The 24,952-nt window shown below is 70.1% G+C and carries 22 protein-coding genes; 7 read left to right on the plus strand and 15 right to left on the minus strand.

Features of this window, described 5'->3' with window-relative positions; all coding sequences use genetic code 11:
• Positions 1-37: 37 nt before the first annotated feature.
• From nuoH to V5F67_RS14485, 12 genes are all read right to left on the minus strand, one after another.
• Positions 38-1,057: an NADH-quinone oxidoreductase subunit NuoH gene (nuoH, locus tag V5F67_RS14430; RefSeq protein WP_394017108.1), complete on the minus strand. Its 1,020-nt coding sequence runs from the start codon at positions 1,055-1,057 to the stop codon at positions 38-40.
• A gap of 173 nt (positions 1,058-1,230) precedes the next feature.
• Positions 1,231-3,309, minus strand: a complete 2,079-nt coding sequence (gene nuoG, locus V5F67_RS14435; protein WP_394017107.1) for an NADH-quinone oxidoreductase subunit NuoG — start codon at positions 3,307-3,309, stop codon at positions 1,231-1,233.
• A gap of 4 nt (positions 3,310-3,313) precedes the next feature.
• On the minus strand, positions 3,314-3,607 hold the full coding sequence (locus V5F67_RS14440; RefSeq protein ID WP_394017106.1) for a hypothetical protein: 294 nt from the start codon (positions 3,605-3,607) through the stop codon (positions 3,314-3,316).
• The gene (locus V5F67_RS14445) at positions 3,607-3,987 is read right to left on the minus strand and encodes a bleomycin resistance protein (protein WP_394017105.1); all 381 of its coding nucleotides are present in this window, start codon (positions 3,985-3,987) and stop codon (positions 3,607-3,609) included. The genes V5F67_RS14440 and V5F67_RS14445 overlap by 1 nt, the downstream gene beginning before the upstream one ends.
• Before the next feature lie 4 nt (positions 3,988-3,991).
• Positions 3,992-5,293, minus strand: coding sequence for an NADH-quinone oxidoreductase subunit NuoF (gene nuoF / locus V5F67_RS14450; protein ID WP_394017104.1), 1,302 nt, complete (start codon positions 5,291-5,293; stop codon positions 3,992-3,994).
• Positions 5,294-5,298: 5 nt separating this feature from the next.
• Entirely contained in the window at positions 5,299-5,982 is a 684-nt protein-coding gene (gene nuoE, locus V5F67_RS14455; protein WP_394017103.1) for an NADH-quinone oxidoreductase subunit NuoE, read from the minus strand.
• A 78-nt stretch (positions 5,983-6,060) separates the two neighbouring features.
• Positions 6,061-7,248 carry an NADH-quinone oxidoreductase subunit D gene (locus V5F67_RS14460; RefSeq protein ID WP_394017804.1) on the minus strand — a complete coding sequence of 396 codons (1,188 nt, stop codon included), beginning with the start codon at positions 7,246-7,248 and terminating at the stop codon, positions 6,061-6,063.
• A gap of 32 nt (positions 7,249-7,280) precedes the next feature.
• Positions 7,281-7,904, minus strand: a complete 624-nt coding sequence (locus V5F67_RS14465) for an NADH-quinone oxidoreductase subunit C (RefSeq protein WP_394017102.1) — start codon at positions 7,902-7,904, stop codon at positions 7,281-7,283.
• Between the two features lie 33 nt (positions 7,905-7,937).
• Complete coding sequence (locus tag V5F67_RS14470; RefSeq protein ID WP_394017101.1) at positions 7,938-8,522, minus strand: NuoB/complex I 20 kDa subunit family protein; 585 nt, start codon at positions 8,520-8,522, stop codon at positions 7,938-7,940.
• On the minus strand, positions 8,513-8,878 hold the full coding sequence (locus tag V5F67_RS14475) for an NADH-quinone oxidoreductase subunit A (RefSeq protein WP_394017100.1): 366 nt from the start codon (positions 8,876-8,878) through the stop codon (positions 8,513-8,515). The genes V5F67_RS14470 and V5F67_RS14475 overlap by 10 nt, the downstream gene beginning before the upstream one ends.
• 371 nt (positions 8,879-9,249) lie before the next feature.
• Positions 9,250-10,863 (minus strand): DUF3300 domain-containing protein, encoded by a 1,614-nt coding sequence (locus tag V5F67_RS14480; RefSeq protein WP_394017099.1) that lies wholly within the window; start codon positions 10,861-10,863, stop codon positions 9,250-9,252.
• A 170-nt stretch (positions 10,864-11,033) separates the two neighbouring features.
• Positions 11,034-13,727 (minus strand): hybrid sensor histidine kinase/response regulator, encoded by a 2,694-nt coding sequence (locus V5F67_RS14485; RefSeq protein ID WP_394017098.1) that lies wholly within the window; start codon positions 13,725-13,727, stop codon positions 11,034-11,036.
• A 309-nt stretch (positions 13,728-14,036) separates the two neighbouring features.
• On the opposite strand from V5F67_RS14485, the gene V5F67_RS14490 reads away from it, so the two are divergent.
• Entirely contained in the window at positions 14,037-15,716 is a 1,680-nt protein-coding gene (locus tag V5F67_RS14490) for a hypothetical protein (RefSeq protein WP_394017097.1), read from the plus strand.
• A 93-nt stretch (positions 15,717-15,809) separates the two neighbouring features.
• Here the strand turns inward: V5F67_RS14490 and dksA are convergent, their stop codons facing one another.
• Positions 15,810-16,226, minus strand: a complete 417-nt coding sequence (gene dksA, locus V5F67_RS14495) for an RNA polymerase-binding protein DksA (protein WP_121625455.1) — start codon at positions 16,224-16,226, stop codon at positions 15,810-15,812.
• A gap of 303 nt (positions 16,227-16,529) precedes the next feature.
• Between dksA and V5F67_RS14500 the strand changes: the two genes are divergently transcribed.
• The gene (locus V5F67_RS14500; protein ID WP_394017096.1) at positions 16,530-17,375 is read left to right on the plus strand and encodes an AAA family ATPase; all 846 of its coding nucleotides are present in this window, start codon (positions 16,530-16,532) and stop codon (positions 17,373-17,375) included.
• 4 nt (positions 17,376-17,379) lie between these two features.
• Entirely contained in the window at positions 17,380-17,775 is a 396-nt protein-coding gene (locus V5F67_RS14505) for a hypothetical protein (RefSeq protein WP_394017095.1), read from the plus strand.
• 41 nt (positions 17,776-17,816) lie between these two features.
• Here the strand turns inward: V5F67_RS14505 and V5F67_RS14510 are convergent, their stop codons facing one another.
• Positions 17,817-18,671, minus strand: a complete 855-nt coding sequence (locus V5F67_RS14510; protein WP_394017094.1) for a MipA/OmpV family protein — start codon at positions 18,669-18,671, stop codon at positions 17,817-17,819.
• 279 nt (positions 18,672-18,950) lie between these two features.
• Complete coding sequence (locus V5F67_RS14515; RefSeq protein WP_394017093.1) at positions 18,951-20,363, minus strand: hypothetical protein; 1,413 nt, start codon at positions 20,361-20,363, stop codon at positions 18,951-18,953.
• A 181-nt stretch (positions 20,364-20,544) separates the two neighbouring features.
• Here V5F67_RS14515 and V5F67_RS14520 point away from each other — a divergent pair, with 181 nt between their 5' ends.
• The 4 genes from V5F67_RS14520 to V5F67_RS14535 all read left to right on the plus strand — a co-directional run bounded on the left by V5F67_RS14520 (position 20,545) and on the right by V5F67_RS14535 (position 24,883).
• Positions 20,545-21,066 carry a SixA phosphatase family protein gene (locus tag V5F67_RS14520; RefSeq protein ID WP_394017092.1) on the plus strand — a complete coding sequence of 174 codons (522 nt, stop codon included), beginning with the start codon at positions 20,545-20,547 and terminating at the stop codon, positions 21,064-21,066.
• Between the two features lie 2 nt (positions 21,067-21,068).
• Positions 21,069-22,526: a YcjX family GTP-binding protein gene (locus tag V5F67_RS14525; RefSeq protein ID WP_394017091.1), complete on the plus strand. Its 1,458-nt coding sequence runs from the start codon at positions 21,069-21,071 to the stop codon at positions 22,524-22,526.
• A 32-nt stretch (positions 22,527-22,558) separates the two neighbouring features.
• Positions 22,559-23,620 (plus strand): YcjF family protein, encoded by a 1,062-nt coding sequence (locus V5F67_RS14530; protein ID WP_394017090.1) that lies wholly within the window; start codon positions 22,559-22,561, stop codon positions 23,618-23,620.
• 129 nt (positions 23,621-23,749) lie between these two features.
• Complete coding sequence (locus V5F67_RS14535; protein WP_394017089.1) at positions 23,750-24,883, plus strand: acyltransferase family protein; 1,134 nt, start codon at positions 23,750-23,752, stop codon at positions 24,881-24,883.
• The last annotated feature ends 69 nt before the right edge of the window (positions 24,884-24,952 follow it).

Consider the following 24,952-nt stretch of genomic DNA (forward strand, 5'->3'; position numbering starts at 1 on the left):
TCTCCCGAAAGGCGGTGCGAGTGAAGGGTGGAGCGGGTCATTTCGGCGCCATCCCGGTGAAGTGCAGGATACCCGCGACCACCACCACGGCGACGAGCGAGATCGGCAGGAACACCTTCCAGCCGAGCCGCATGAGCTGGTCGTAGCGATAGCGCGGCACCATGGCCTTCGCCATGGCGAACATGAAGAACATGAAGCACACCTTGAGCACGAACCACACGAGGCCCGGCACCCAGGTGAAGGGGGCGAACGGCAGCGGCGAGAGCCAGCCGCCGAGGAACAGGATGGTGGCCATGGCGCACATGGTCAGGATGGCCACGTACTCGCCCAGCATGAACAGGAGGTAGGGCGTCGAGCCGTACTCGGTCATGAAGCCGGCGACCAGCTCCGACTCGGCCTCCACGAGGTCGAAGGGCGGGCGGTTGGTCTCCGCCAGCGCCGACACGTAGAAGATCACGAACATCGGGAACAGCGGCAGGAAGTACCAGTTCAGCAGGCCGAGCCTGCCGTTCTGCGCCTCGACGATCTCGCTGAGGTTCAGCGAGCCGGCGCACATGAGCACGGTGATGATGACGAAGCCGATGGAGACCTCGTAGGACACCATCTGCGCCGCCGAGCGCAGCGAGGCGAGGAAGGGATACTTCGAGTTCGAAGCCCAGCCGCCCATGATGATGCCGTACACGCCGAGCGACGAGATGGCGAAGATGTAGAGCACGCCCACGTTCAGGTCGGCGATCACCCAGCCGTCGGCGATCGGCACCACCGCCCAGGCGGCGAGCGCCAGCACGCAGGTGACGAGCGGGGCCAGCAGGAAGATGGTCTTGTTGGCGCCCGCCGGGACGGTGGGCTCCTTCAGGACGAACTTCAGAAGATCGGCGAAGGATTGGAAGAGGCCGAACGGCCCCACCACGTTGGGCCCGCGCCGCAGCTGCACCGCCGCCCAGATCTTGCGATCGGCGAGCAGGATGTAGGCGATGAAGATCAGCAGCGCCACGAGCAGAGCAAGGCTCTGCCCGAGGATGATCAGCACCTGGATAAGGGTGTCCTGCCAGTTCATGTCCTTGATCCCGTGCGGCTTGTCTGGCGGCTTGCCCTCTCCCGCTTGCGGGGGAGGGTTGGGAGGGGGAAAGGCGCCGGCCGGGCAATGGCGCGATCACGCGATGCCCCCCTGGCCCCCTCCCCGGCCCTCCCCCGCAAGCGGGAGAGGGAGATTTCGGTTGCGCCCATGCCCTACTCCGCCGCTTCCGCGGCGGCCTCCAGGCGCAGCGCCGAGCATTCGGCCATGACGGCCGACGCGCGGGCGATGGGGTTGGTGAGGTAGAAGTCCTCGACCGCCGAGACGAACGCCGCCTTGTCGGTCGCCCCGCCTTTCTGCGCCAGCGCGGAGACCGCGGCCGGATCGGCGGGGAGCGCCTCGTCCACGTGGCCGAGGTGCGGATAGGCCTCCGCCAGCAGCGCGCGCAGCGCGGTGAGGCTGTCGAACGGCAGGGTCTGCTTCAGCACCTCGGAGAGCGCGCGCAGGATCGCCCAGTCCTCGCGCGCCTCGCCGGGCGGGAAGGCGGCGCGGTTGGCGAACTGCACCCGGCCTTCCGTGTTCACGTAGAGGCCGCTCTTCTCGGGATAGGCGGCGCCGGGCAGGATCACGTCCGCCCGGTGGGCGCCGCGGTCGCCATGGGTGCCGAGATAGACCACGAAGGCGCCGGGGGCGACGTCCACCTCGTCGGCGCCCATGAGGAAGGCGACGTCCAGCGCGCCGGGGGCGCACATGGCGGCGACGTCGAGGCCGCCCTCGCCCGGCACCGCGCCCACGTCCAGCGCGCCGACGCGGGCGGCGGCGGTGTGGAGCACCGCGAAGCCGTTCCAGCCGTCCTTCACCGCACCCACCGCCAGCGCCACCTTGGCGGCGAGCGCCAGCACGGCGGCGCCGTCCGGACGGGCGAGCGCGCCCTGGCCGACGATCACCATCGGCCGCTCGGCGGCGCGCAGCGTCTCGGCGAAGGTGCCGGCGCCGGCGAGGTCGGCGAGGCTGTCGGGGCCGGCGCCGAGATACTCGTAGGAATAGGTCAGATCCACCTGCGGGCCGACCACGCCCACCTTCAGGCCGCCCATGCGCCAGCGCTTGCGGATGCGGGCATTGATCACGCTCGCCTCGTGGCGCGGGTCGGTGCCCACCAGCAGGATCGCGTCCGCGTCCTCGATGCCGGCGATGCCGGGATTGAAGACGTAGCTGGCGCGGCCGGCGGCCGGATCGAGCGCGGCGCCGTCCTGGCGGCAGTCGATGCTCTTCGAGCCGAGCTTGCCGATCAGCGTCTTGAGGGCGAACACCTCCTCGACGCTGGCGAGGTCGCCGACGATGGCGCCGACCTTGGCGGGCGCCGCCGCCTTCACCTTCGCCGCGATGGCGGCGAAGGCCTCGCTCCAGGAGGCGGGGACGAGCCGGCCGTCCTTGCGCACGTAGGGCCGGTCGAGGCGCTGCATCTTCAGGCCGTCCCACACGTAGCGGGTCTTGTCCGAGATCCACTCCTCGTTCACCAGCTCGTTGGTGCGCGGCAGGATGCGCATCACCTCGCGGCCGCGGGTGTCGATGCGGATGTTCGAGCCGACCGCGTCCATGACGTCGATGGACTCGGTCTTGATCAGCTCCCACGGGCGGGCGTGGAAGGCGTAGGGCTTGTGGGTCAGCGCCCCCACCGGGCAGAGGTCGGCGACGTTGCCCTGGAGCTCCGAGCGCATGGCGTGCTCGAGATAGGTGGTGATCTCCATGTCCTCGCCGCGGCCGATGGCGCCGAGGTCGGCGACGCCCGCCACCTCGGTGGAGAAACGCACGCAGCGGGTGCACTGGATGCACCGGTTCATGGAGGTGCGCACCAGCGGGCCGATATACTTGTCCTCGACCGCGCGCTTGTTCTCGGCGAAGCGCGAGGTGTCGGCGCCGTAGGCCATGGCCTGGTCCTGCAGGTCGCACTCGCCGCCCTGGTCGCAGATCGGGCAGTCCAGCGGGTGGTTGATGAGCAGGAACTCCATCACCCCTTCGCGCGCCTTCTTCACCATCGGGCTCTTGGTGAGCACCACCGGCGGCTCGCCGTTGGGGCCGGGGCGCAGGTCCCTCACCGCCATGGCGCAGGACGCGGTGGGCTTGGGCGGGCCGCCCTTCACCTCCACGAGGCACATGCGGCAGTTGCCGGCGATGGACAGGCGCTCATGGAAGCAGAAGCGCGGAATCTCGACGCCCGCCGCCTCGCACGCCTGGAGCAGCGTGAACTCGGCGGGCACATCGACCTCGGTGCCGTCGACGATGATCTTGGCCATCCGCTCACTTCCCCGAACAACTTTCAACCAAGGCGACGGTCAGCGCGACCACGCCCCAGATCGTCCCAATCAAGACCGGCGCGCGGCTCTTCTTGGTGTGGAAGATCCACCCGAAGGCCGCCGCCAGCAGCGCGAAGGGCAGCATGACCAGCACCGCGGTGCGCCACGCCATCCCGTCATGAACCAGCCACCAGATCGCCCCGACGGTGAACGCGATGCCGCCGAGGGTCACCCAGATCCCCATGCGCTCCCAGCGTTCCGGGCTCGGGCCCGGAGGCGGTGGCACGTAGGGCTTCATCACTCCGCCCCGGGCACCCAGCCCGGAATCGGAACCCCGAACCGCAGCAGGTTGCCGTCCGGGTCCCACACGTAGAACTCGCGCATCCCCCAGTCCCGGTCCTGGACCGGCGAGATGCGCCCGCCCTCCGCCGCGCCCGTCATGGTCGCGTGCAGGGCGTCGATATCGTCCAGCCGCACATAGACCGACGAGGAATGGTCCGCCGGCCGGGTCGCGGGACGCGGCCAGAAATGGATCTCCACGTCGTCGTCGCGGCCGACGATGGCGTAGTCCGCCATCGACCACTTCACCGCAAAGCCCAGTTTGTCCCGGTACCAGGTCGCGGCCGCCGACGGGTCGGCGACCTCGAACGTGGGACAGATCTGGGTGATGCGGGCCATCACCTCACTCCGCCGCCACCGGCACCGGGTCCGGATGCGGGTTGGCCGCATACTGGTCGATGCGCTCCTCGATCACGTGGCGGAAATGCCGGATCAGCCCCTGAACCGGCCAGGCTGCCGCGTCGCCCAGCGCGCAGATGGTGTGGCCCTCGATCTGGGTCGTCACCTCCAGCAGCATGTCGATCTCGCGCTTCTGGGCGCGGCCCTCGGCCATGCGGTTGACCACGCGCCACATCCAGCCCGTGCCCTCGCGGCACGGCGTGCACTGGCCGCAGCTCTCGTGCTTGAAGAAGGCCGAGATGCGGGCGATGGCCTTGATGATGTCCGTGGACTTGTCCATCACCAGCACGCCCGCCGTGCCGAAGGACGACTTCACCGCGCGGGTGCCGTCGAAGTCCATGATCAGGTCGGCGCACTGCTCGGCCGGGATCACCGGGCAGGAGGCGCCGCCGGGGATGATGCCGAGCAGGTTGTCCCAGCCGCCGCGCACGCCGCCGCCATGCTTGTCCAGCAGCTCGCGGAACGGGATGCTCATGGCCTCCTCGATCACGCAGGGCGTGTTCAGGTGGCCGGCGAGCGAGAACAGCTTGGTGCCCACGTTGTTGGGGCGGCCGATGGCGGAGAACCACGCCGCGCCGCGCCGCAGGATGGTGGGGGCGACGGCGATGCTCTCCACGTTGTTCACCGTGGTCGGGCAGCCGTAGAGGCCCATGTTCGCCGGGAACGGGGGCTTCAGGCGCGGCATGCCCTTCTTGCCTTCGAGGCTCTCCAGCAGCGCCGTCTCCTCGCCGCAGATATAGGCGCCGGCGCCGTGGTGCAGATAGAGGTCGAAGGGATAGTCGTGGATGTTGTCCTTGCCGATGAGGCGCGCCTCGTAGGCCTGGTCGATGGCCGCCTGGAGCCGCTTGCGCTCAAAGATGTACTCGCCGCGGATATAGATGTAGGCCGCGTGCGCGCCCATGGCGAAGGAGGCGATCAGGCAGCCCTCGATCAGCGTGTGCGGATCGTTGCGCATGATCTCCCGGTCCTTGCAGGTGCCGGGCTCGGATTCGTCGGCGTTGACCACCAGATAGTGGGGCCGGCCGTCCGACTGCTTCGGCATGAATGACCACTTCATGCCGGTGGAGAAGCCGGCGCCGCCGCGGCCGCGCAGGCCCGAGGCCTTCATCTCGTTGATGATCCAGTCGCGGCCCTTCTCCAGGATCGCCTTGGTGCCGTCCCAGTTGCCGCGCGCGAGCGCGCCCTTCAGGCCGAAATCGTGCAGGCCGTAAAGGTTGGTGAAGATGCGGTCCTTGTCGGCGAGCATGGTCGTCACTCCCCGGGGGTCGGCGCGGCGTCGCCGGTGGCGGGCGCCTCGGCGGTCGAGGTCCCGTCGACGCTCGATCCGCGGGTGTAGAGCGCGGGGTCGGTGAGCACCCGGGCGCCGCCCTCGGGCTCGGCGCCGTGGCGCGAATTCTGCGGCCCCGTCTTCACCGGGCGACCGGCGGCGAGGTCATCGAGCAGCTTCTCGAAGTTCGCGGGGGTGAGATCCTCGTAGTAATCGTCGTTGATCTGCACCATGGGCGCGTTGGTGCAGGCGCCCAGGCACTCCACCTCCAGCCAGGAGAAGGTGCCGTCGGCGGTGACGTGGCGCTCCTCGCCGATCTTCTTGCGGCAGACCGCCTTGATGTCCTCGGCGCCGCGCAGCATGCAGGGCGTGGTGCCGCAGAGCTGGACGAAATACTTCCCCACCGGCTCCAAATTGAACATGGTGTAGAAGGTGCACACCTCCAGCACGCGGATGTGCGGCATGCCGAGGCGGTCGGCGACCGCGCGGATGGCGGGCTCCGGCAGCCAGCCCCCGGCGGCCTTCTGGGTCTCCCACAGCAGCGGCACCACGGCGCTCGCCTGGCGCCCTTCCGGATACTTGGCGATCAGCTGGACGGCGATCTGCTCCAGCTCCGGCGTGAAGACGAAGCTCTCGGGCTGCTCGGCGGCGAGGCGGCGGACGGACATATCAGTATCCCAGGCCGGCAATGCGGGCGTCGGCGCGGCAAAGGCGCCGGAGCGAAGGACGAAGGCGGAGGGCGGCCATCACCGGTCCACCTCCCCGAACACGATGTCGAGCGAGCCGAGGATCGCCGAGACGTCGGCCAGCATGTGGCCGCGGCACAGGAAATCCATGGCCTGGAGATGGGCGAAGCCCGGCGCGCGGATCTTGCAGCGATACGGCTTGTTGGTGCCGTCGGAGACGAGATAGACGCCGAACTCGCCCTTGGGCGCCTCCACCGCGGCATAGACGTCGCCTTCCGGCACGTGGAAGCCCTCGGTGTAGAGCTTGAAGTGGTGGATGAGCGCCTCCATGGAGCGCTTCATCTCGCCGCGCTTCGGCGGCACCACCTTGTGGTCGCCCGTGTGCACCGGGCCGGGCTCCTTCAGCAGGCGCGCGACGCACTGCTTCATGATCTTGGTGGACTGGCGCATCTCTTCCATGCGCACCACGTAGCGGTCGTAGCAGTCGCCGTGGCGGCCCACCGGGATGTCGAAGTCGAGCTCGGAATAGCACTCGTAGGGTTGCGCGCGCCTGAGGTCCCAGGCGGCGCCGGAGCCGCGCAACACCGGGCCGGAGAAGCCCCAGGCCAGGCAGTCCTCGAGCGACACCACGCCGATGTCGACGGTGCGCTGCTTGAAGATGCGGTTCTCGGTGACGAGGTCGTCGAGGTCCTTCACCAGCTTCAGGAACGGGTCGCAGAAGGCGCCGATGTCCTCCACCAGCTGCCGCGGCAGGTCCTGGTGCACGCCGCCGGGACGGAAATAGGCCGCATGCATGCGGCTGCCCGAGGCGCGCTCGTAGAAGATCATGAGCTTCTCGCGCTCCTCGAAGCCCCACAGAGGCGGGGTGAGCGCGCCCACGTCCATGGCGAACGTGGTGACGTTGAGCAGATGCGAGAGCAGGCGGCCGATCTCGGAATAGAGCACGCGGATCAGCTGGGCGCGCTTGGGCACCTCGATGCCCAGCAGCTTCTCCACCGCGAGGCAGAAGGCGTGCTCCTGGTTCATCGGCGCGCAATAGTCGAGCCGGTCGAAATAGGGCACCGCCTGGAGATAGGTCTTGGTCTCGATCAGCTTCTCGGTGCCGCGGTGCAGGAGGCCGATATGCGGATCGACCCGCTCCACCACCTCGCCGTCCAGCTCCAGCACCAGGCGCAGCACGCCATGCGCGGCCGGATGCTGCGGGCCGAAATTGATCTGGAAGTTGCGGACCTTGTCCACCGGCTTCATGTCGTCGAGGGTCTGTGCCATGGCCTTTTCCCTCACCCGGCCTTGGGCGGCGCGGGCTGCGTCGCCTTCTCGTCGCCCGGCAGGACGTATTCGACGCCCTCCCAGGGAGAGAGGAAGTCGAAGTTGCGGAACTCCTGCGGCAGGCGCACCGGCTCGTAGACCACGCGCTTCAGCTCGTCGTCGTAGCGCACCTCCACGAACCCGGTGGTCGGGAAGTCCTTGCGCAGCGGGTGGCCGTCGAAGCCGTAGTCGGTGAGCAGGCGCCGCAGCTCCGGATGGCCGGTGAACAGGATGCCGTAGAGGTCGTAGGCCTCGCGCTCGAACCAGTTGGCGCCCGGGAACACCGAGGTGATGGAGGGCACCGGCGTATCCTCGTCGGTCGCGACCTTGAGGCGGATGCGCAGGTTCTGCTTCAGCGACAGCAGGTGGTAGACCACGTCGAAGCGCTTCTCGCGCGCCGGATAGTCGGCGCCGCAGACATCGACGATGCACTGGAACAGGCACGCCGGGTCGTCCCGCAGGAAGGTGGCGAGCTTCACGATCTGCGCCGGCTCGACCTGAAGGGTCAGCTCGCCGTGCGCGAGCGACCACGCGCTCACCCCGCCCGCAACGGCGCCGGTGACGTGGGCCGCAAGGTCATTCAACGTCTCGTCCATCTCGACACGTCCCGTTCTGGACCGCGTGGCGGCTCAGCGTTCGATGGTTCCGATACGGCGGATCTTCTTCTGCAGCAGCAGAATGCCGTAGAGCAGCGCTTCCGCCGTCGGCGGGCAGCCGGGCACGTAGATGTCGACGGGCACGACGCGGTCGCAGCCGCGCACCACCGAGTAGGAGAAGTGATAATAGCCGCCGCCATTGGCGCAGGAGCCCATGGAGATGACGTAGCGCGGCTCCGGCATCTGGTCGTAGACCTTGCGCAAGGCGGGCGCCATCTTGTTGGTCAGCGTGCCGGCGACGATCATCACGTCCGACTGGCGCGGCGAGGCGCGCGGCGCGAAGCCGAAGCGTTCCACGTCGTAGCGCGGCATGGAGGCCTGCATCATCTCCACCGCGCAGCACGCGAGGCCGAACGTCATCCACATGAGCGAGCCGGTGCGCGCCCAGGTGATGAGGTCGTCCACCGTGGTGGTGAGGAAGCCCTTGTCGGCCAGCTCGGCGCTGATCTCCTGGAAGAAGGGATCATCCGCGCCCACGGGCCGGCCGGTGGAGGGGTCGACGATGCCCTGATGGTCGGTCTCGACATCGGGCACCGTGGCCGAAGGGGTCAATCCCATTCCAGAGCTCCCTTGCGCCATTCGTAGATGAAGCCGACCGTCAGCACGCCGAGGAACAGCATCATCGACCAGAAGCCGAGATCGCCCAGGCCCCCGAACGTCACCGCCCAGGGGAACAGGAAGGCCACTTCCAGGTCGAAGATGATGAACAGAATCGCCACTAGGTAGAATCGGACGTCGAAGGTCATGCGCGCGTCGTCGAAGGCGTTGAAGCCGCACTCGTAGGCGGAGAGCTTCTCGGGGTCCGGATTCTGGTAGGCGACGATGAAGGGCGACACCAAAAGGGCCAGACCGATCACCAGCGAGACGCCGATGAAAATGACCACCGGCAGGTAGTCCATGAGCAAGGCGTTCATGTGTCCGCACCTCGGGGCGCGTGGGCGATCCGCCTGAAGCGTTACCGCGCCGGCCTCGGTTGGAGGAATTCGAAACGACGTGGCAGCCTTATCGCAGCGCCAGATGGGAGGCAAGAGCGCGGTTCGGCCAAGTGGCCCCTGCCCTTCCGACACGGCGCAGCCATGGTCGGGACACGCTTCGGCCACGGTCCTGTTGCGCTGCCGCAAGATCCGGGCGGCACCCCGCTGCCGCCGCTCCGGCGCGGGCGCGAGCGGGGCCGCCGGCGTCCCTGAAAAAATCTGGGGGCACCGTCCCCGGCCGACACCGCGACACAATGACGTGCGCCGCTGGCCGGGCCGGGAGAGGGAGGCGCCCCCGCCCGGCCGAGGGCTCAGCGGCGGCCGCGGAAGCCGCCGCCCCCGCGCACCATTCCCGCGCCCCCGCCGCCGCGGAACTGCGGCGCGGCGCGGAACTGCGCCCCGCCTCCCCGGAACTGCTGCGCCCGGAACTGCTGGCTCCGGAACTGCTGCGAGCGGAATTGTTGCGACCTGAACTGCTGGCTCCGAAGCTGCTGCGAGCGGAACTGCTGGCTCCGCAATTGCTGCGCCCGGAGCTGAGTCGGCCCGCGATTGACGGCGCCGCGCCGCAGCTGCTGGGCGCCGACGGCCCGGTTCACCGCGGGCGGCCGCAGTTGCCCGGCGCCGCCGGGAATCCGGCCGGGAATGGCCGGCCGCACGCCAGGCTGGACCGGACCAACGGGCCGGAATCCCGGTCCCGGCCCGACGCCGGGCCGGCCCGGCCCCCAGACGCCGCCCGGCCGACCGGGCAAGGGCTTGCCGGGGATGGGCTGCCAGGGCTTCAGGCCGCCGGGTCCGGGCCAGGGGCCCGGTCCGGGACCAGGACCGGGACCCGGCCAAGGACGCGGCCCCGGACCGGGCCATGGTCCAGGACCGGGCCAGGGGCCGGGCCCGGGCCACGGCGGACGCGGGCCCACCCAGGGGCGCCAGCCGGGATAGCCCGGCCACACCGGCGGGTAGACCCAGCCATTCCACCAGTTCCACGATCCGTACCAGGCATTGCCCACCACAACGCCGGCGCCGAAGGTCAAAAGCCCCAGGCCGGCAATGGTATAGATATCGGTGTCATAATACGGCACGTACACCACATTGGGATCGGCCGAGGTGATGTAGATCGTGTTGCGCCCGTTCTCGCTGCGGGAGGTGACCTGCTGGCGGTCATTGGACTTCAGCGCGCCATTGGCCTCCGCCTTGGCCCGCAGCACCTGGATCGCGACGCTGACATCCTCCGGCTGGTAGACGAACGCGCTGCCGATGGCGGTGGTCGCGTCGAGGTCCTGGTTGAGCTTGGCCACCACCGAGGGGAAGCGCGCCAGCGCCTTCACGCTCGGGTCCCACTTCTGGGCGTCGACGCCTGAAAAATTGCCCTTCTTCACCGCCTGCTTGTTGCGCTCCAGCCAGCGCTGCGCCTGCACCAGCTCGATGGGGTAGACGGTCGCCGGCAGAAGCTGCGCCAGCAGCGTGTCGGGATAAAGGGCGTAGGGCGCGAGCAGCTGCTGAAGCTCCGCTTCCGAATAGGTCTGCTGCTGGCCGGCAGCCGAAGCGGGGGCGCCGGGCACCGCCGGTGCCTGGGCTGCGCCGGCCGGTGCGGGCGCGTCCGGAATCTGCGCCGGAACGGGCGGCGCCGGCGGCGCGGGAGGCACCTGGGCGGATCCGGCGGGCGCGACGCCGGCGTCGGTCGGCGCCTGGGGCATCGCCGGTGCGGCGGGCGGCGTCTGAATGGGCGTCTGGGCGGCGGCGTCCGGCGCTGGCGCGGAAACCGGCGCCGTGGAGGCCGCCCCGGCCGGGACCGGATCGCCGGCGGCCGAGCCGGTGCCCGCGGGCGTCTGCGCCAGCGCGGGATAGAGGCTGGAGGTCCAGCCCAACGCAAGCGCCACCGCGAGCCGCGACCATGCCGCCGCCCCCCAACGCCGCCCTTGCTGCTTCATGTTCGTCTCCATCGGGACCGGGGCGAGCGCTTCGCTCAGGCCATGCCTCCCCAGAGTAAGACGCATGGAATATCGGCCGTTTTCAGACTCGCGCCGGCTCGGCCGATGCAAAATGACATTGCTCAATCGCGCCGCGTCGAGACCGGGCGGGCGACGGGCGCCAAATGGGGTCAGGCCTTCAGCGCCTCGCCCACCGCCGCCACCAGCTGCTTCAGGGAGAAGGGCTTCGGCAGGAAGGCGAAATGCTCGGACGGCGGCAGGTTGCGCGCGAACGCGTCCTCCGCATAGCCCGAGATGAACACCACCTTGAGCCGGGGATCGCGCGCGCGCAGCTCCTTCAGCAAGGTCGGGCCGTCCATCTCCGGCATCACCACGTCGGAGACCACGAGGTCCAGCTTCTTGCCGCAGGTCTCCATGACCTCCAGCGCCTCGACGCCGCTCGCCGCGGTGAGCACGTCGTAGCCCCGTCCGCTCAGGGCACGGCTGGCGAAGGCACGCACGGCGTCCTCGTCCTCCACGAGCAGGACGGTGCCCTGGCCGGTGAGATCGGAGGCGCGCGCATCGGCGGCGGGCACCGCCTCGGCGTCAGGACCGCCTTCGTGGCGCGGCAGCAGCACGCGGAAGGTCGTGCCCAGCCCCTCGACGCTGGAGGCGAGGATGGTGCCGCCGGTCTGCTGGACGATGCCATATACGGTGGCGAGGCCGAGGCCGGTGCCCTTGCCCACCTCCTTGGTGGTGAAGAACGGCTCGAAGATCTTGTCCATGATGTCCGGCGGGATGCCGGCACCGGTGTCCTCAACCTCGACCAGAACGTAGTCACCCGGCGGCAGGTCATTGGCGCCGATGGAAAAAACCTCATCCGCGGGGACGTTGCGCGTCCGCAGCCGGAGCGTTCCGCCGTCGGGCATGGCGTCGCGCGCGTTCACGGCGAGGTTCACGATCACCTGCTCGAACTGGTTCAGGTCCGCCTTCACCGGCCACAGGCCGCGCCCGTGCTCCACCTCCAGCACGACGCGCTCGCCCATGAGGCGGCGCAACAGCTCGGAGACGTCAGCGATCACATCGGAAAGCTCGATCACCTGCGGGCGCAGGGTCTGGCGCCGCGAGAAGGCAAGCAGCTGGCGCACAAGGCCCGCGGCGCGGTTCGCGTTCTGCTTGATCTGCATGATGTCCGGGAAGGACGGGTCGGAGGGACGGTGCTTGGCCAGCAGCAGGTCGCAATAGCCGATGATGGCGGTGAGCAGGTTGTTGAAGTCGTGCGCCACTCCGCCGGCGAGATGCCCCACCGCCTGGAGCTTGTGGGACTGGGCGAACTGCGCCTCCAGCGTCCTCTGCTCGGTGGTGTCGATGGCGCACAGCGCGATCTCGCCGCCGCCGAGGGGGGCGGCATAGAGCCGGGCGCTACGCCCCCCCTCGCCGCGCCGGACCACGTCGCAGGGGGCGCTCTGGCCCGCCTGCGCGCCCGCCAGCAGCGCAGCCACCGCCACGCCGTCGGCATCGCCCACGAGATCGGCGAGCCGCACCTCCGGCGCATCGGTCGAGCGGCCGAACAGCTGATCGAACGCGGCATTGGAAGAGCGGATGGCGCCGGCGGCATCGGTCAGCGCCATGGCGAGCGGGGCATTGAGGAAGAACCGGCCCTCGCCCTTCTCCCGGTCCTGCGCCTGCCCCTGGTCCGCCTGTTGCCCCTTCCCGCCGGCCGGCGGCGCGAATGCGGCCGGCAGCGCGGAACGGCTGGCGCCGGGCAGGATCACCACCGTGGCCTCGCCGGAGGCATCGCTCGGGCCGAGGGCGACAAGGCCCGGCAGGCGGCTCGCGTCCTGCATCACCAGCGTCACCGCCAGCACCTCGGCGCCGGCATCCTTGCGCGCGAGGCGGCCGCGCAGCGCGGCGACGTCGGCAGGCGCGAACACTTCCTCGATCGCCTTGCCCGCCGGCTCCCAGGCGGTGAGCCCGTAGCCCAGCATGCGGCAGAAGGCGGTGCTCGGCGTGCGCACGAACCGCTGCGACAGGCGCGCGACGCCGGCCGGCGCCTGCTCCCAGGCCTCCACCAGCGCGTCGGCGCGGGCCTCCGCACGCGATGCCTCGTGCCGGAGAGCCTCCTGGCGCAAAGTCTCCGCCCGCATGGACTCCCGCTGGGTAGCGGCCGCGGGCATGGCCGGCACCAGCGTCGCGGCAGCCGCCGAAGCGGCCGGCAGAACGGACGCGGGCGCCGGGGAAGCCAGGGGCGCGGCGAGCGTCGCCGTCGGCTGGGCGCGCACTGGCGCAGGCGGGCCGGGCATCGGTGGCGCGGGCTCCGGCGGCAGGCGCAGCGTCCACAGCACGCGGCGCGGGCCTTCGAGCGGAGCAACCGAGGCCTGGAGACGCCGGGCCGGATCGGCCGCGTCCAATGCGGTCGACTGCTGGTGCACGCGGGAGTCCGCCACCGCGTTCAAGAGCTCGGCGGTCAGCGCCTGGGCCCCGGGAATGCGGGCCAGCACCGTCTCCGGCACTGGTAGCTCGTCCGCCCCGCCGTGGCACAGGCGGCGATAGGCGGCGTTGGCCTCCACGACCTTGTTCCCGCTCTCGACCACCGCCATGGCGTCACCAGTGGAGGCAAGCGCGGCGGCGCCCAGCCGGTCGGTCTCGATCGTGCGGCGCCGGAAGGTCCGCGCGACCCCTGCCAGGGCAGCGAGCACGCCCAGCACGGCGAACATGCCCACGACCGCCGACCGCAGGCCGTCGCCCTGGAATGCGCCGGTGGCGATGAGGCCGCCCGCCAGCGCCGCCACGGCGAGGACGAAAAGCCCCCCTGGTCCCTGCGGCAGCAGCCCACCGCTCGCCCGTGCCCTCGGGCGCATGCCCCGTCGCGATGCGTCAGCCATGACGGCTCCTCCCCGGCGCCCCAGGCGCAAGCTGGCTCTTCGCCTGTTCAGCCCGGTCTGGTCGGAGTGATACGCCCAGACCGGTAAATTGGTCTCTAACCCATTGATTGAGGAGCGATCGCCAACACAGGGGAACGCGCCCGGGCGCATTCCCCCGCATCGAACGCACATCAGATTCGCGTCCGGTTTAAATCCTGCCATGATTATCAAGAAAACCTTAGGGCATAGGCGCGCAAGATCGCGCCTTCCGGACCCTAGGTCATCCGTCCGCCCTGACTCCCGTTCCCGCATGCAGCAAGCGGAGGCATGATGTTGCAGCAGATTTTCGGCACCCAGCTCGACTTCCCGGTTCGGCTCGGCGTCGCCCTTCTCGTGATCGCCGTGCTGCTCGGCGCTACGGTCATGCTCGTGCGCGCCCTCAGCGGACGCCGGACGGCCGTGGCGCGGGGACGCTCGGGGCCGCGCCTGACGCTCGTCGATACCCTCAGCGTCGACGCACGCCGCAAGCTGATGCTGGTGCGCCGCGACGATGTGGAGCACCTGATCCTGATCGGCGGCACGTCCGACATCGTCGTGGAGGCGGACATCGGCAAGCCGCTCGCCGCGGCGCAGCCGATCGAGGTCCGCGAGGCAGTCCAGATCCAGGCTCCTCAGCCGGCGCCCGCGCTGACGCGCGAAGCTCCGGCGCCGCGGATCGCGCCCGCCCCTGCCCTCGACGCACTGCCTCCCGCCGAAGCGTCGCGCCCCGACCCGTCCGCCGCAAGCGCAGAGGAGCCGACGGCCCAGGAGGTCCGGCGGCCGATGCCGTCGCGCCGTCCGCTGCCGCGATCCGACGGCACATTGTCCGGCCGTCCGGCAGCGCCCGCCCCGGCGCCCCGTCCCAGCCTTTCGCGCGGCGCCCCGGCACCGGCCATGGGCCGCAGCACGTCGGGCTCGCCTCAGGAGCCGTCGGCCGATCGTCGCCCGATGCTTGAGCGGCCCGTGGTCGCGCCGCTCGCGACGGCGCCTGAGACCGATCCTGCTCCTGCCATCGCCGCCCCGACACCGGTCGAGGCCGCCCGCTCGCCGGCCGCCACCGTGCCGGAGCCGGCGCACAGGCCAGAGCCCAACCTCGACGACATCGCCCAGAGGCTCGACCTCGCGCTGTCCGAGCCCGCGGCCGAGGCGTCCCGCCTCAGCCTCGCGGACCTCCTGGACGAAGCGCCGGCGGAGACCGCGACCGCGGACCGGATCGAGATCGACCTCGTGTCCGAGCTCGCGGCCGAGCTGGACCTGGAGGTTGCCACGACAGCGGCGGATGCGGCCGCGGCCGAGGCGCCGGCGGACGAGGACCTGAAGGGCGCGGTCGACGCGCCCAAGGCCGAGCCGGCCAGGGCCGAAGCGCCCAGGGTCGAGGTGCCTCAGGTCGAGCCGGCCGGCCCCGAGAACGAGCCGCGCCTCGCGGACGCGCCCGTGGCGCCCGCCCCGGAGCGCCCGCGCGAGCGCCTTCGCGACACCCGCCCGGCGCTGCCGCCCGCTGGTGAACGGCCCGAACGCCCGCGCCTTGAGCCGACGCCCCGTCCCGAGTTCGCGCCGCGCGAGCCGGGTGCGCGCGAGCCCGGCCTGCGTCCGCGCGAGTTCGCCTTCCGCCCCGGCGAGGGCGCCGTCCGTGCGCCGCGCGACGCGCCGCGGCTCGATACACCGCGGCTCGACGCCCTGCGGCGGCCGGCGGCCGAGCCGGCCGAACGCACGCCGTCCGTGGCACGCCTGCGCGAGCCGCTGCGTCGCGAAGGCGAGCGCCGGCCCGACGAGGCGACGGCCCGTCCGGCGCCGCTCAGCCCGCCGCGCCGGTGGGAGAGCCCCCCTGCGCCGTCCCGGCCCGCGGCGGAGCCGGCGCCGGTTCTCAAGGCGGAGAAGCCGGCCGAGCCGGCGCCGAGCCCGGCCAACGATCCGTTCAACGATCTCGATTCCGAGATGGCAAACCTGCTCGGGCGCAGCTCCGGCCGCTGAGGCTGGCCCGCAGCGGCCCCTGAACGCGAAAGGCCGGCGCGGGTCACCCCGCGCCGGCCTTTTCATTGCGACCCGGCTTTCCGGATCGGTGCCTCAGTCGTCGCGATAGACCCGCTCGCGGCGCTCGTGACGCTCCTGCGCCTCCACCGAGAGGGTGGCGATGGGGCGTGCCTCGAGCCGCTTCAGGGCGATGGGCTCGCCCGTGTCCTCGCAATAGCCGTAGGTGCCGTCCTCGATGCGCAGGAGGGCGGCGTCGATCTTGGCGATGAGCTTGCGCTGGCGGTCGCGGGCGCGCAACTCGATGGAGCGGTCGGTCTCCGAGGAGGCCCGGTCCGCAAGGTCGGGATGGTTCTGGTTCTCGTCCTGAAGGTGCTGCAGGGTTTCGCGCGCCTCCTTGAGGATGTCGTCCTTCCAACGCAGCAGCTTCTGGCGGAAATATTCCCGCTGCCGGTCGTTCATGAAGGGCTCGTCCTCGCGGGGGCGATAGTCCTCGTCGATTTGGATCGACATCAGCCATGTCCTCGCTACAACGTCGCTGATCCCCGTGGCGCAGGCGCTCCCGTGCCCCCGCCCGGAGATGAGCGGCGCACGCGAGACCCCTGCCCCATCAACGATCCGGAGCCCTCCGCCCCCTGCGGCGGGCGCCGTGCCGGGCTCGGGGGAACTCCAAGGTCGCCGCGCTTATATCGACGCCCGCCCGCCGCGACAACCGCCCTTCGCATCGCACGCCGGCGCAGGCGGGACTTGACGGCGCGCCGAAGGGTGCCGACCTTGCCGCATCGCGGGATGACCGCCGACCAAAGGATGAGGCCCATGCGGTTCGAGGGAACGGGAAGCTACGTCGCCACCGACGATCTGAAGGTGGCGGTCAACGCGGCCATCGTCCTCGAACGCCCGCTGCTGGTGAAGGGCGAGCCCGGCACCGGCAAGACGGTGCTGGCGCAGGAGGTGGCCCAGTCCATCGGCGCCAACCTCATCGAATGGCACGTCAAGTCCACCACCAAGGCGCAGCAGGGATTGTACGAGTACGACGCCGTGGCGCGCCTGCGCGACAGCCAGCTCGGCGATCCCAAGGTCCACGACATTGCCAACTACATCCGCAAGGGCAAGCTGTGGACCGCGTTCGCCGCCGAGGCGCGGCCGGTGCTGCTGATCGACGAGATCGACAAGGCGGACATCGAGTTCCCCAACGACCTGCTGCAGGAACTCGACCGCATGGAGTTCCACGTCTACGAGACCGGGGAGCAGGTGAAGGCGCGCCAGCGGCCGGTGGTCATCATCACCTCCAACAACGAGAAGGAGCTGCCGGACGCGTTCCTGCGCCGCTGCTTCTTCCACTACATCCGATTCCCGGACGCGGACACCATGCGCGCCATCGTCGAGGTGCACTTCCCCGGCATCAAGCCGCGCCTGGTCTCCGAGGCGCTGCGCCTGTTCTACGACCTGCGCGAGGTGCCCGGCCTCAAGAAGAAGCCGTCCACCTCGGAGCTGATCGACTGGCTGAAGCTGCTGGTCTCCGAGGACATGGACGCCGACACCCTGCGCGAGAAGGACGTGCGCAAGGCCATCCCGCCGCTCGCCGGCGCGCTGCTCAAGAACGAGCAGGACGTGCACCTGTTCGAGCGCCTCGCCTTCCTCTCCCGGCGTGAGCAGCGCTGATCCCATGGACGGGCTCGGCGATCTCGGCTTCTTCGCGGGGCTCGCCTTCGCGCTGGTCCTGCTCGCCGGCTTCCTGGTGGTGCGCGGGCGTGGCGCGGCGCCGGCGCCCAAGAAGGCCGATCCGCAAGCCGTCCCGCCCCACGACTATGGCTTGTCGCGCGAGGCCAGCGCGCCTGCTGAAAGCGGGGCTGGGACCGAGGCGCCCTCGCCCAATGCCGGCGCCATGGCAGCGGCGGCCGGCGGCGCTGTCGTCATCGGCTATGCCGCCGCCCATGCGCACCGCGATTCCGCCAGCGCCCGCGACGACGCCGAGAACGGCGACGATACCGATGGCGGCTCCGGCGAAAGCGGGGATGGCGATGGCGGTGGAAGCGGCGGCGACGGGGGTGGCGGCAACTGAGCGGCGGGGGCCGCCCCGCGCGCGCTCTTACCGGCCGCGGATCACCACCAGGACTTGCCGATGTTGAAGGTGTAGCTGACCGAGGCGCCGGCCATGAACTGGTTGGCGTCGCTGGTGAGAGGCGAGGAGGCCGCGTCGCCCAGCAGCCGGCCGTAGCTGCCGAACACGCCGGTCTCGAAGCCGTTGCGGAAATTGTAGGTCAGCTGCGCCGTGGCACCGATCAGGTCGAAGCCGGCGCCGGCCTTGTAGGCCGGCATGGGATTGCCGAGGAAGGTGGCGACCGCCGCCTGCTGCGGCGTGACGCCGAAGAAGGCCTCCATATAGCCCGAGCCACCGTAGGTCAGGCGCGGGCCGACGGCGAAGCGCCACTGGCCGTAGGGCACGATCACGTCGGCGCCGAGCAGGCCGCGGATGCCGTCGAAGCCGCCGACGCCGTAGCGCAGCTCGGCGCGGGTGCGCAGCCAGTCGGTGACGTACCATTCGGCGAAGCCGCCTGCCTCGACCGACGCGCCGACGTCGCCGAGCCCGAGCAGGCGCGAGGAATCGCTCGCATTGCGGCCCCAGTCTATGCGACCCACCGCGCCGACACGGAAATTGCCGGTGTCGAAGAAGGCCAGCGACGGATTGTCGTCGATGCTGCGGAAGACGTTGAGCTGGCTCGCCTTACGGATGGAGAAGACGAGGCCGGGACGGAAGGAATAGTTGTCGGCGCCGGGATAGCTCGGCTCGGCGGCGCCCGAGACGCCGATGGTGAGGTACCAATCCTCATTGGCCGAGGGCGCCACCGGGGTCGTCGGCGGCGGCGAGAACAGGTCGGCCGCAGTCGCGCCGCCGCACGCCCCCGCGGAAAGAACGGTGGCGAGGAAGAACGAACGCAGCCGCGCAAACACAACCATCGGGGCAACCTCTGAAGAACCTGCGGCCATTCTGCGACCCGGCGGCTTTAGAAAATCCAAAGACCGCGGCGCCGACACGCCGCAATCAGGCAGACCGGGCCATGGATGCAAAATGAGGGTTAACCCACTGTTCGGTCAACGCCACCGGCACGATAGACCGGCGGCGTGGCAGATTGGCCACGCCGTGCGCCGCGCGACCTCCTGAGACGCCGCCGCGGGATGCGCGGAACGGAGATGAACGCAGCGAATCCGGCAACAGCCCGGACGGCGCTGCCCTGCTCACGCCTCGCGGCGCGGACCCCCGCGTCCGTCGGAACGGGAGGCTCCTGACGGCTTTGGGCTGGCCGTCGGCGGAGCCTCCGAGCGTGGCCGGGCCGGGAGCGGGCGTGGCCCGGCGCTCTGGGCAACCACGCTTGCGCTCGATGCTCGGGCAGCCTTTGCCACCCCCGTGCGCGCGGCGAGGCGCGCACGCCAGACGGACGCGATATCCCGCAGGGATGCCAGGGCGCCGCGGGGCTCCAAGGCGAGGAATGGTTGAAGCAGCGCCAACCGGTCGTCCCGCCCGCCGATCGCTTCCGCCACCAGCGCCGCGGCGAGCAGGTGCGCCGACAGCGGCTGGAGGCCGAGGCCGGCGATCACATGGACGCCCTTGTCGATCCGGCCGACGAGCGGCATGCCGTGGGGTGCCGCGAGGATGCGGTAGCCGCGCCCTTCGGCCTTGCCGCCGATCCCATCCGGCAGGAGGCCGCGGGCGTGGCGGGAGAGGATGCGCGCGGCGCCGGACAGCGTGCGCACGGGCAGCGCCGTCTCCACGGCCAGGACCAGCCCGCCTTCGTCCACATGGTAGTCGATGCCGAAGCCGGCGAATTCGCGCACCCGCCCGCCATAGGCCGGCGGCGCGCCGGACAGCGGCACCCGCCCGGCGGCAAAATGGACCGCCTTCAGCCCGGCGGCGAGGTGTGGCGCGCCGGCGCGCAGGACCCCGGTGCCGCACAGGATCACCTCGAAGGCGCGGATGCGGGTGCTCGGCGTGTCCACATATTTACGCAAGCCGTTGAGATCGCAAGAGACGGGGCCATCGGCGGCGATCTCATGGATGCCCACCGACGCGGCCGCCCGCTCCAGGGCCCCGGCCAGCGCCCCGCAGGGAATGCGCACCGCCGGCACCAGCCCTAGCGCGGCGACGAAACTGCTGCCGCCCAGCAGGCGCTCGAGATCGGACGCGCCCACCAGCCGCGCCGTACCCGGCGCGATGCGGGCGAGCAGCGCCTGCTCCTCGGCCAAGCGGCCCGCCGCGTGCGCGCGGGCCGCCAGCAGGGCGCCCTTCGGCCCGAGCGGGACGCCCACCGCCGCGGCGAGATCACGCCCCTGGGCGGCGACCTCGCGGGACAGCGCCCATAACGCGCCGGCATCGTCCTCGCCGATGCGCTGGACCAGCGCGCCGGCCGGCATGGCGAAGCCGGGCGCCAGCAGGTCGTCGAGCGGCAAGGCGGGATCGGCCGGGACGGCGAGGCGCACCACCTCCCGCCCGACGCCGGCGAGCCGATGGGCCAGCGCCAGCGCGGCGAGGTCTGAACCGACGATCGCCACCTCGCAGTCGACGACACGGCGCCGGTCCGCGCCGCGTTCGGCGGCCGGCGTGCCCTGCTGGGAGGCGCCCTTGCTCTTCGGGCGGGGCAGAATGCTCGTCATGGGGTCCTGCTTCGGAGAGGAACTATGGCGCGATTCGCGTCCGGGGTGGCCGGGGATTGCGCGTCTTGTGGGGCGCGGCTGTGGCGTTGCCGTGACGCCGGCCGGGCAGGTGTCGCGGCTTGCGCCACGCCTTCGGGCGCCATAAGGGATGGCTTGCCCCTCCCCTCACCGGGACATCGCCATGCGCCGCCTGCTGCTCCTGCGTCACGCCAAGTCCGACTGGCCCGACGGCGTGGCCGATCCCGAGCGCCCGCTCGGCGCGCGCGGACGCGCGGACGCGCCGCGCATGGGCGCCTACATGGCGGCCGAGAACCTCATTCCCGACCACGTCCTGGTCTCGCCCGCGCGCCGCACGCGCGAGACCTGGGAGCTGGTGGGCGCGGCCCTGCCGCAGGTGGTGGAGATGGCGAGCGAGCCGCGGCTCTATGAAGCGAGCGCCGCCCGCCTCGTCGCCGTGCTGCGCGAGCAGCCGCGCGCCGCGCACACCTTAATGCTGGTGGGACACAATCCCGGCCTCCAGGACCTGTCCGACCTGCTGGTGGCCTCCGGCCCGATCCGTCCGATCGAGCAGATGGCGGAGAAGTTCCCCACCGGCGCGCTGGCGGTCATCGACATTCCGGTGGACGACTGGGCGGAGCTCGCGCCCGCCTCCGGCCGGCTCGACCGCTTCGTCACGCCCCGCTCTCGCGCGCCGGACAAGTAGCCGTGGCCGCCTGGAACGATGCCGTCGAGGGCGCGCGCATCGCCATGATGTCGCTCGCCGACCGCATGGATGGCCTCGCCCATCCCACGCTGCGGCTCGGCGTCACCGGACTGTCGCGGGCGGGCAAGACCATCTTCACCACGGCGCTGATCCACGCCCTCACGAAGGGGGGACGGCTGCCGGTGTTCGAGGCCGCCCAGTCCGGCCGCATCGCCCGCGCGGTGCTGGAGCCGCAGCCCGACGACGCGGTGCCGCGCTTCGCCTATGAGGACCACCTCGCCACCCTGGCGCAGGAGCGGGCGTGGCCCTCCTCCACCACGCGGGTGAGCGAGCTGCGCATCCTGGTGCGCTACGCCAATCCGCGCGGCGCCATGCGCTCGCTCACGCTCGACCTCGTGGACTATCCCGGCGAGTGGCTGCTCGACTTGCCGCTGCTGGACATGGATTTTTCCGCTTTCTCGCGCCAGAGCCTGGAGCTCGCCCGCGCCCCGGCGCGGGCGGCGCTCGCCGGCCCCTATCTCGCCGCGCTCAAGGCAGCCGACCCGGCCCGGCCGGCGGACGAGAGCAAGGCGCGCGAGCTTGCCGGCCTGTTCACCGCCTATCTCGCCGCCTGTCGGGCCGAGACGGTGGCCATGAGCCTGCTGCCGCCGGGCCGCTTCCTGATGCCGGGCGAGCTGGAAGGCTCCCCCGCTCTGACCTTCGCGCCCCTCGACCCGCCGGACCACGCCTTCCCGTCCGGCTCGCTCGGGGCGATGATGGCGCGCCGCTTCGAGGCCTATAAGAGCGCCGTGGTGCGCCCCTTCTTCCGCAATCACTTCGCCCGGCTCGACCGGCAGATCGTGCTCGTTGACGCGCTCGCCGCGCTCAATGCCGGCCCGGCGGCGCTCGCGGACCTCGAACGCGCGCTGGACGGCATCCTCGCCGCGTTCCGCACCGGGCGGAACAGCCTCGTCAGCGCCCTGTTCCGGCCGCGCATCGAGAAGGTGCTGTTCGCCGCCACCAAGGCCGACCACCTGCACCGCACCAGCCACGACCGGCTGGAGGCGATCCTCGCCCGCCTCGTGGAGCGCGCCCGTGGCCGCGCGAGCGAGGGCGGCGCCGCCCTCGACGTGGTGGCGCTGGCCGCCATCCGCGCCACGCGCGAGGCGCGGGTCTCGCGCGCCGGCCACGAGCTCGACGCCATCGTCGGCACGCCCGAGGCCGGCCAGGAGGCGGGCGGCCATGTGTTCGACGGCATCGAGGAGGTGGCGGTGTTCCCCGGCGAGCTGCCGGCGGACCCGGACGCGCTGTTCGATCCCTCCGGCGCGGGGTTCCGGGGCCTTGCTTCCGCCAGCGCCGAGGACGCCGACTTCCGCTTCCTGCGCTTCCGCCCGCCGGCCGGCATTGGCGCCGACAAGCCCATTCCCCATATTCGCCTCGACCGGGCGCTTCAGTTCCTCCTGGGTGACCGGCTGGGTTGAAGCGCGCGGCGCGGCAAGGAACGGAAGGCCCCATGAGCCAGGATCACGGCGCCCGCCCGGAGGGGGCGCCCAAGTCGAGCCGCGCGGCGGCCCATTCCGGCCCGCGGCGCCACCGGCCGCAGGTGTTCAAGCTCGACGAGGCCGAGATCACGCTCGCCCCCGAGCCGCTGGAGGCGGAAATCGCCGCCCTCGACGTGCCGGCGGAGGCGCGCCCGCGCCGCAGGGGCATCTCCTGGAGCGGCCTGTTCTGGTCGGCGGTGGGCGGGCTCGCGAGCCTCGGCCTCTACCTCGCGGTCAGCCGGCTGATCACCGACCTGTTCGCCCAGGCCGAATGGCTCGGCTATGTGGGCCTCGCGCTCGCCGCCTTGCTGGTGCTGGCGAGCGTGATCATCGTCGCCCGCGAGGTGGCGGGCCTCTCGCGCCTGTCGAAGCTCGACGACATCCGCGCCCGCGCCGCCTCAGCCCTCGCCGGAGACGACCGCCCGGTGGCCGACACCGTGGCCCGCGACATGCTCCGCCTCGCCGCCGAGAAGCCGACGCTGGCCCGCGCCCGCGCCGACCTCGAGAGCCACCTCGGCGGCATCATCGACGGCGCCGATTTGGTGCGCCTCACCGAGCGCACGCTGCTGCCGACGCTCGACGCGCGCGCCCGGCAGATGGTCTCGGACGCGGCGAAGAGCGTATCCGTGGTCACCGCCGTCTCGCCGAAGGCGCTGGTGGACCTCGCTTTCGTGCTGTTCACCGCGGCGCGGCTCGTGCGGTCGCTGGCGCTGCTCTATGGCGGACGGCCGGGCGCGCTCGGCATGCTGCGCCTCGCCGGGCACGTGGTGGGCCATCTCGCCATCACCGGCGGCATGGCGGCGGGCGACACGCTGGTGCAGCAGATCGTCGGCCAGGGGCTCGCCGCGCGCCTGTCCGCCCGCCTTGGGGAGGGCGTGGTGAACGGGCTGCTCACCGCGCGCCTCGGCCTCGCCGCCATCGCCGTGACGCGGCCGATGCCGTTCACCGCTCTGCCCGCCCCGCGGCTCGCCGACGTCGCCACCGGCCTGGTTAAGAAGGCGGAGGAGGAGGTCTCAGCCGGCGGCGCGGTCTGAGCGTTCATTCCTAGCGGTCTTTGCCCAAAAGCTGCTACATATAAAATGTTCCCAGGAGCGCAAATTGCGCATCGCAGCGACTGTACCTCAGCGGTCGATGAACCTTGTCTGTCAATGGGAGAGTACAGGATGGCGCCCGAGACTTTTGCCGAAAGGATGGAAAGGTCGGGCTACACAACGGGCTTTGATTACCTGCGCATCGGATTGGCTGCGGCAGTGGTGCTCTGGCATTCGGTGGCCGCATCGGGCGACGCCGTCGCCAGAGCGGTGGCGCTCGGACCCATCGTGGGGCCTTTTCAATGGCTAATCCTTCCGATGTTTTTTGCCTTGAGTGGCTTCCTCGTGTCTGGAAGTCTTCACCGCTCCCGGACGATCACCGGGTTTGTTACCCTGCGCGTACTGCGGTTGATGCCTGCCCTGAGCGTGGAAGTTCTGCTTTCCGCATTGTTTATCGGACCATTACTTACCACAAAGACGTTCTATCAGTATTTTTCAGATCCAGAGTTTTTTCGCTATTTCTGGAACATTGTTGGCCATATTCATTTCGAACTTCCCGGTGTTTTTGACGACAACCCAATGGCAGGTATTGTCAATATTTCACTATGGACGGTGCCTTACGAGCTGGAGTGCTATCTAGCCATCGTCGGATTTGCCGTGTTTGGCATTTTCGCTCGTCCGAAATTGTTTGCCGCAACAACACTGTTTTTAACAGTCGCCCTAACAGCCCTAATTTTGTATAAAATTTCTGGAGGTGGCATGACGGGCGGCCGCAATGGTCGGATGCTCGTGCTAGCCTTTTTATGGGGCAGCACAATTTATTTATTTAAAAATCATATTCCTCTTTCAAAATGGCTAGCACTCGTCTCGCTTCTCTCTATTTTTACATTATACCCCCTTCCCGAGACGCGGGCACTTGGAGTTATCCCAGCTGCCTACCTTACCGTTTTCCTAGGCCTCCAAACCCCTAAAAAAATCATTGGAGGTGATTATTCTTACGGAGTTTATCTATTCGCATTTCCAATCCAGCAGTATATTGTATCATTTCATTCGCTGAGGTACTGGTGGATTATTTTCTTGATCGCACTTCCATTAAGCATTTGTTACGCAGCTTTTTCTTGGCACTGCATCGAAAAGCCGATTCTTGATCGCAAAAATTCAATGGTTAATCTGATAGAAATTCTTATCAGTCGGCTGCGATCTCGGTTTACGCCTGTTGCACCCGGCGTCCATACTTCAAATAAGGTTTCGTCAACCGAATCGTGAATCGGTTCGGGGCAGCGTGCGGCAGCCACCAAAGATGCAAGGCTCGGGGACACCTGAGCCTTCGCTCAA

The sequence above is a fragment of the Xanthobacter pseudotagetidis genome, from assembly GCF_043194795.2.
Lineage (GTDB): Bacteria > Pseudomonadota > Alphaproteobacteria > Rhizobiales > Xanthobacteraceae > Xanthobacter > Xanthobacter tagetidis_A.

Coding starts and splice junctions, on each gene's coding strand:
- nuoH (WP_394017108.1), bottom strand. CDS start 1,057: ATGAACTGGCAGGACACCCTTATCCAGGTGCTGATCATCCTCGGGCAG.
- nuoG (WP_394017107.1), bottom strand. CDS start 3,309: ATGGCCAAGATCATCGTCGACGGCACCGAGGTCGATGTGCCCGCCGAG.
- V5F67_RS14440 (WP_394017106.1), bottom strand. CDS start 3,607: ATGAAGCCCTACGTGCCACCGCCTCCGGGCCCGAGCCCGGAACGCTGG.
- V5F67_RS14445 (WP_394017105.1), bottom strand. CDS start 3,987: ATGGCCCGCATCACCCAGATCTGTCCCACGTTCGAGGTCGCCGACCCG.
- nuoF (WP_394017104.1), bottom strand. CDS start 5,293: ATGCTCGCCGACAAGGACCGCATCTTCACCAACCTTTACGGCCTGCAC.
- nuoE (WP_394017103.1), bottom strand. CDS start 5,982: ATGTCCGTCCGCCGCCTCGCCGCCGAGCAGCCCGAGAGCTTCGTCTTC.
- V5F67_RS14460 (WP_394017804.1), bottom strand. CDS start 7,248: ATGAAGCCGGTGGACAAGGTCCGCAACTTCCAGATCAATTTCGGCCCG.
- V5F67_RS14465 (WP_394017102.1), bottom strand. CDS start 7,904: ATGGACGAGACGTTGAATGACCTTGCGGCCCACGTCACCGGCGCCGTT.
- V5F67_RS14470 (WP_394017101.1), bottom strand. CDS start 8,522: ATGGGATTGACCCCTTCGGCCACGGTGCCCGATGTCGAGACCGACCAT.
- V5F67_RS14475 (WP_394017100.1), bottom strand. CDS start 8,878: ATGAACGCCTTGCTCATGGACTACCTGCCGGTGGTCATTTTCATCGGC.
- V5F67_RS14480 (WP_394017099.1), bottom strand. CDS start 10,863: ATGAAGCAGCAAGGGCGGCGTTGGGGGGCGGCGGCATGGTCGCGGCTC.
- V5F67_RS14485 (WP_394017098.1), bottom strand. CDS start 13,727: ATGGCTGACGCATCGCGACGGGGCATGCGCCCGAGGGCACGGGCGAGC.
- V5F67_RS14490 (WP_394017097.1), top strand. CDS start 14,037: ATGTTGCAGCAGATTTTCGGCACCCAGCTCGACTTCCCGGTTCGGCTC.
- dksA (WP_121625455.1), bottom strand. CDS start 16,226: ATGTCGATCCAAATCGACGAGGACTATCGCCCCCGCGAGGACGAGCCC.
- V5F67_RS14500 (WP_394017096.1), top strand. CDS start 16,530: ATGCGGTTCGAGGGAACGGGAAGCTACGTCGCCACCGACGATCTGAAG.
- V5F67_RS14505 (WP_394017095.1), top strand. CDS start 17,380: ATGGACGGGCTCGGCGATCTCGGCTTCTTCGCGGGGCTCGCCTTCGCG.
- V5F67_RS14510 (WP_394017094.1), bottom strand. CDS start 18,671: ATGGTTGTGTTTGCGCGGCTGCGTTCGTTCTTCCTCGCCACCGTTCTT.
- V5F67_RS14515 (WP_394017093.1), bottom strand. CDS start 20,363: ATGACGAGCATTCTGCCCCGCCCGAAGAGCAAGGGCGCCTCCCAGCAG.
- V5F67_RS14520 (WP_394017092.1), top strand. CDS start 20,545: ATGCGCCGCCTGCTGCTCCTGCGTCACGCCAAGTCCGACTGGCCCGAC.
- V5F67_RS14530 (WP_394017090.1), top strand. CDS start 22,559: ATGAGCCAGGATCACGGCGCCCGCCCGGAGGGGGCGCCCAAGTCGAGC.
- V5F67_RS14535 (WP_394017089.1), top strand. CDS start 23,750: ATGGCGCCCGAGACTTTTGCCGAAAGGATGGAAAGGTCGGGCTACACA.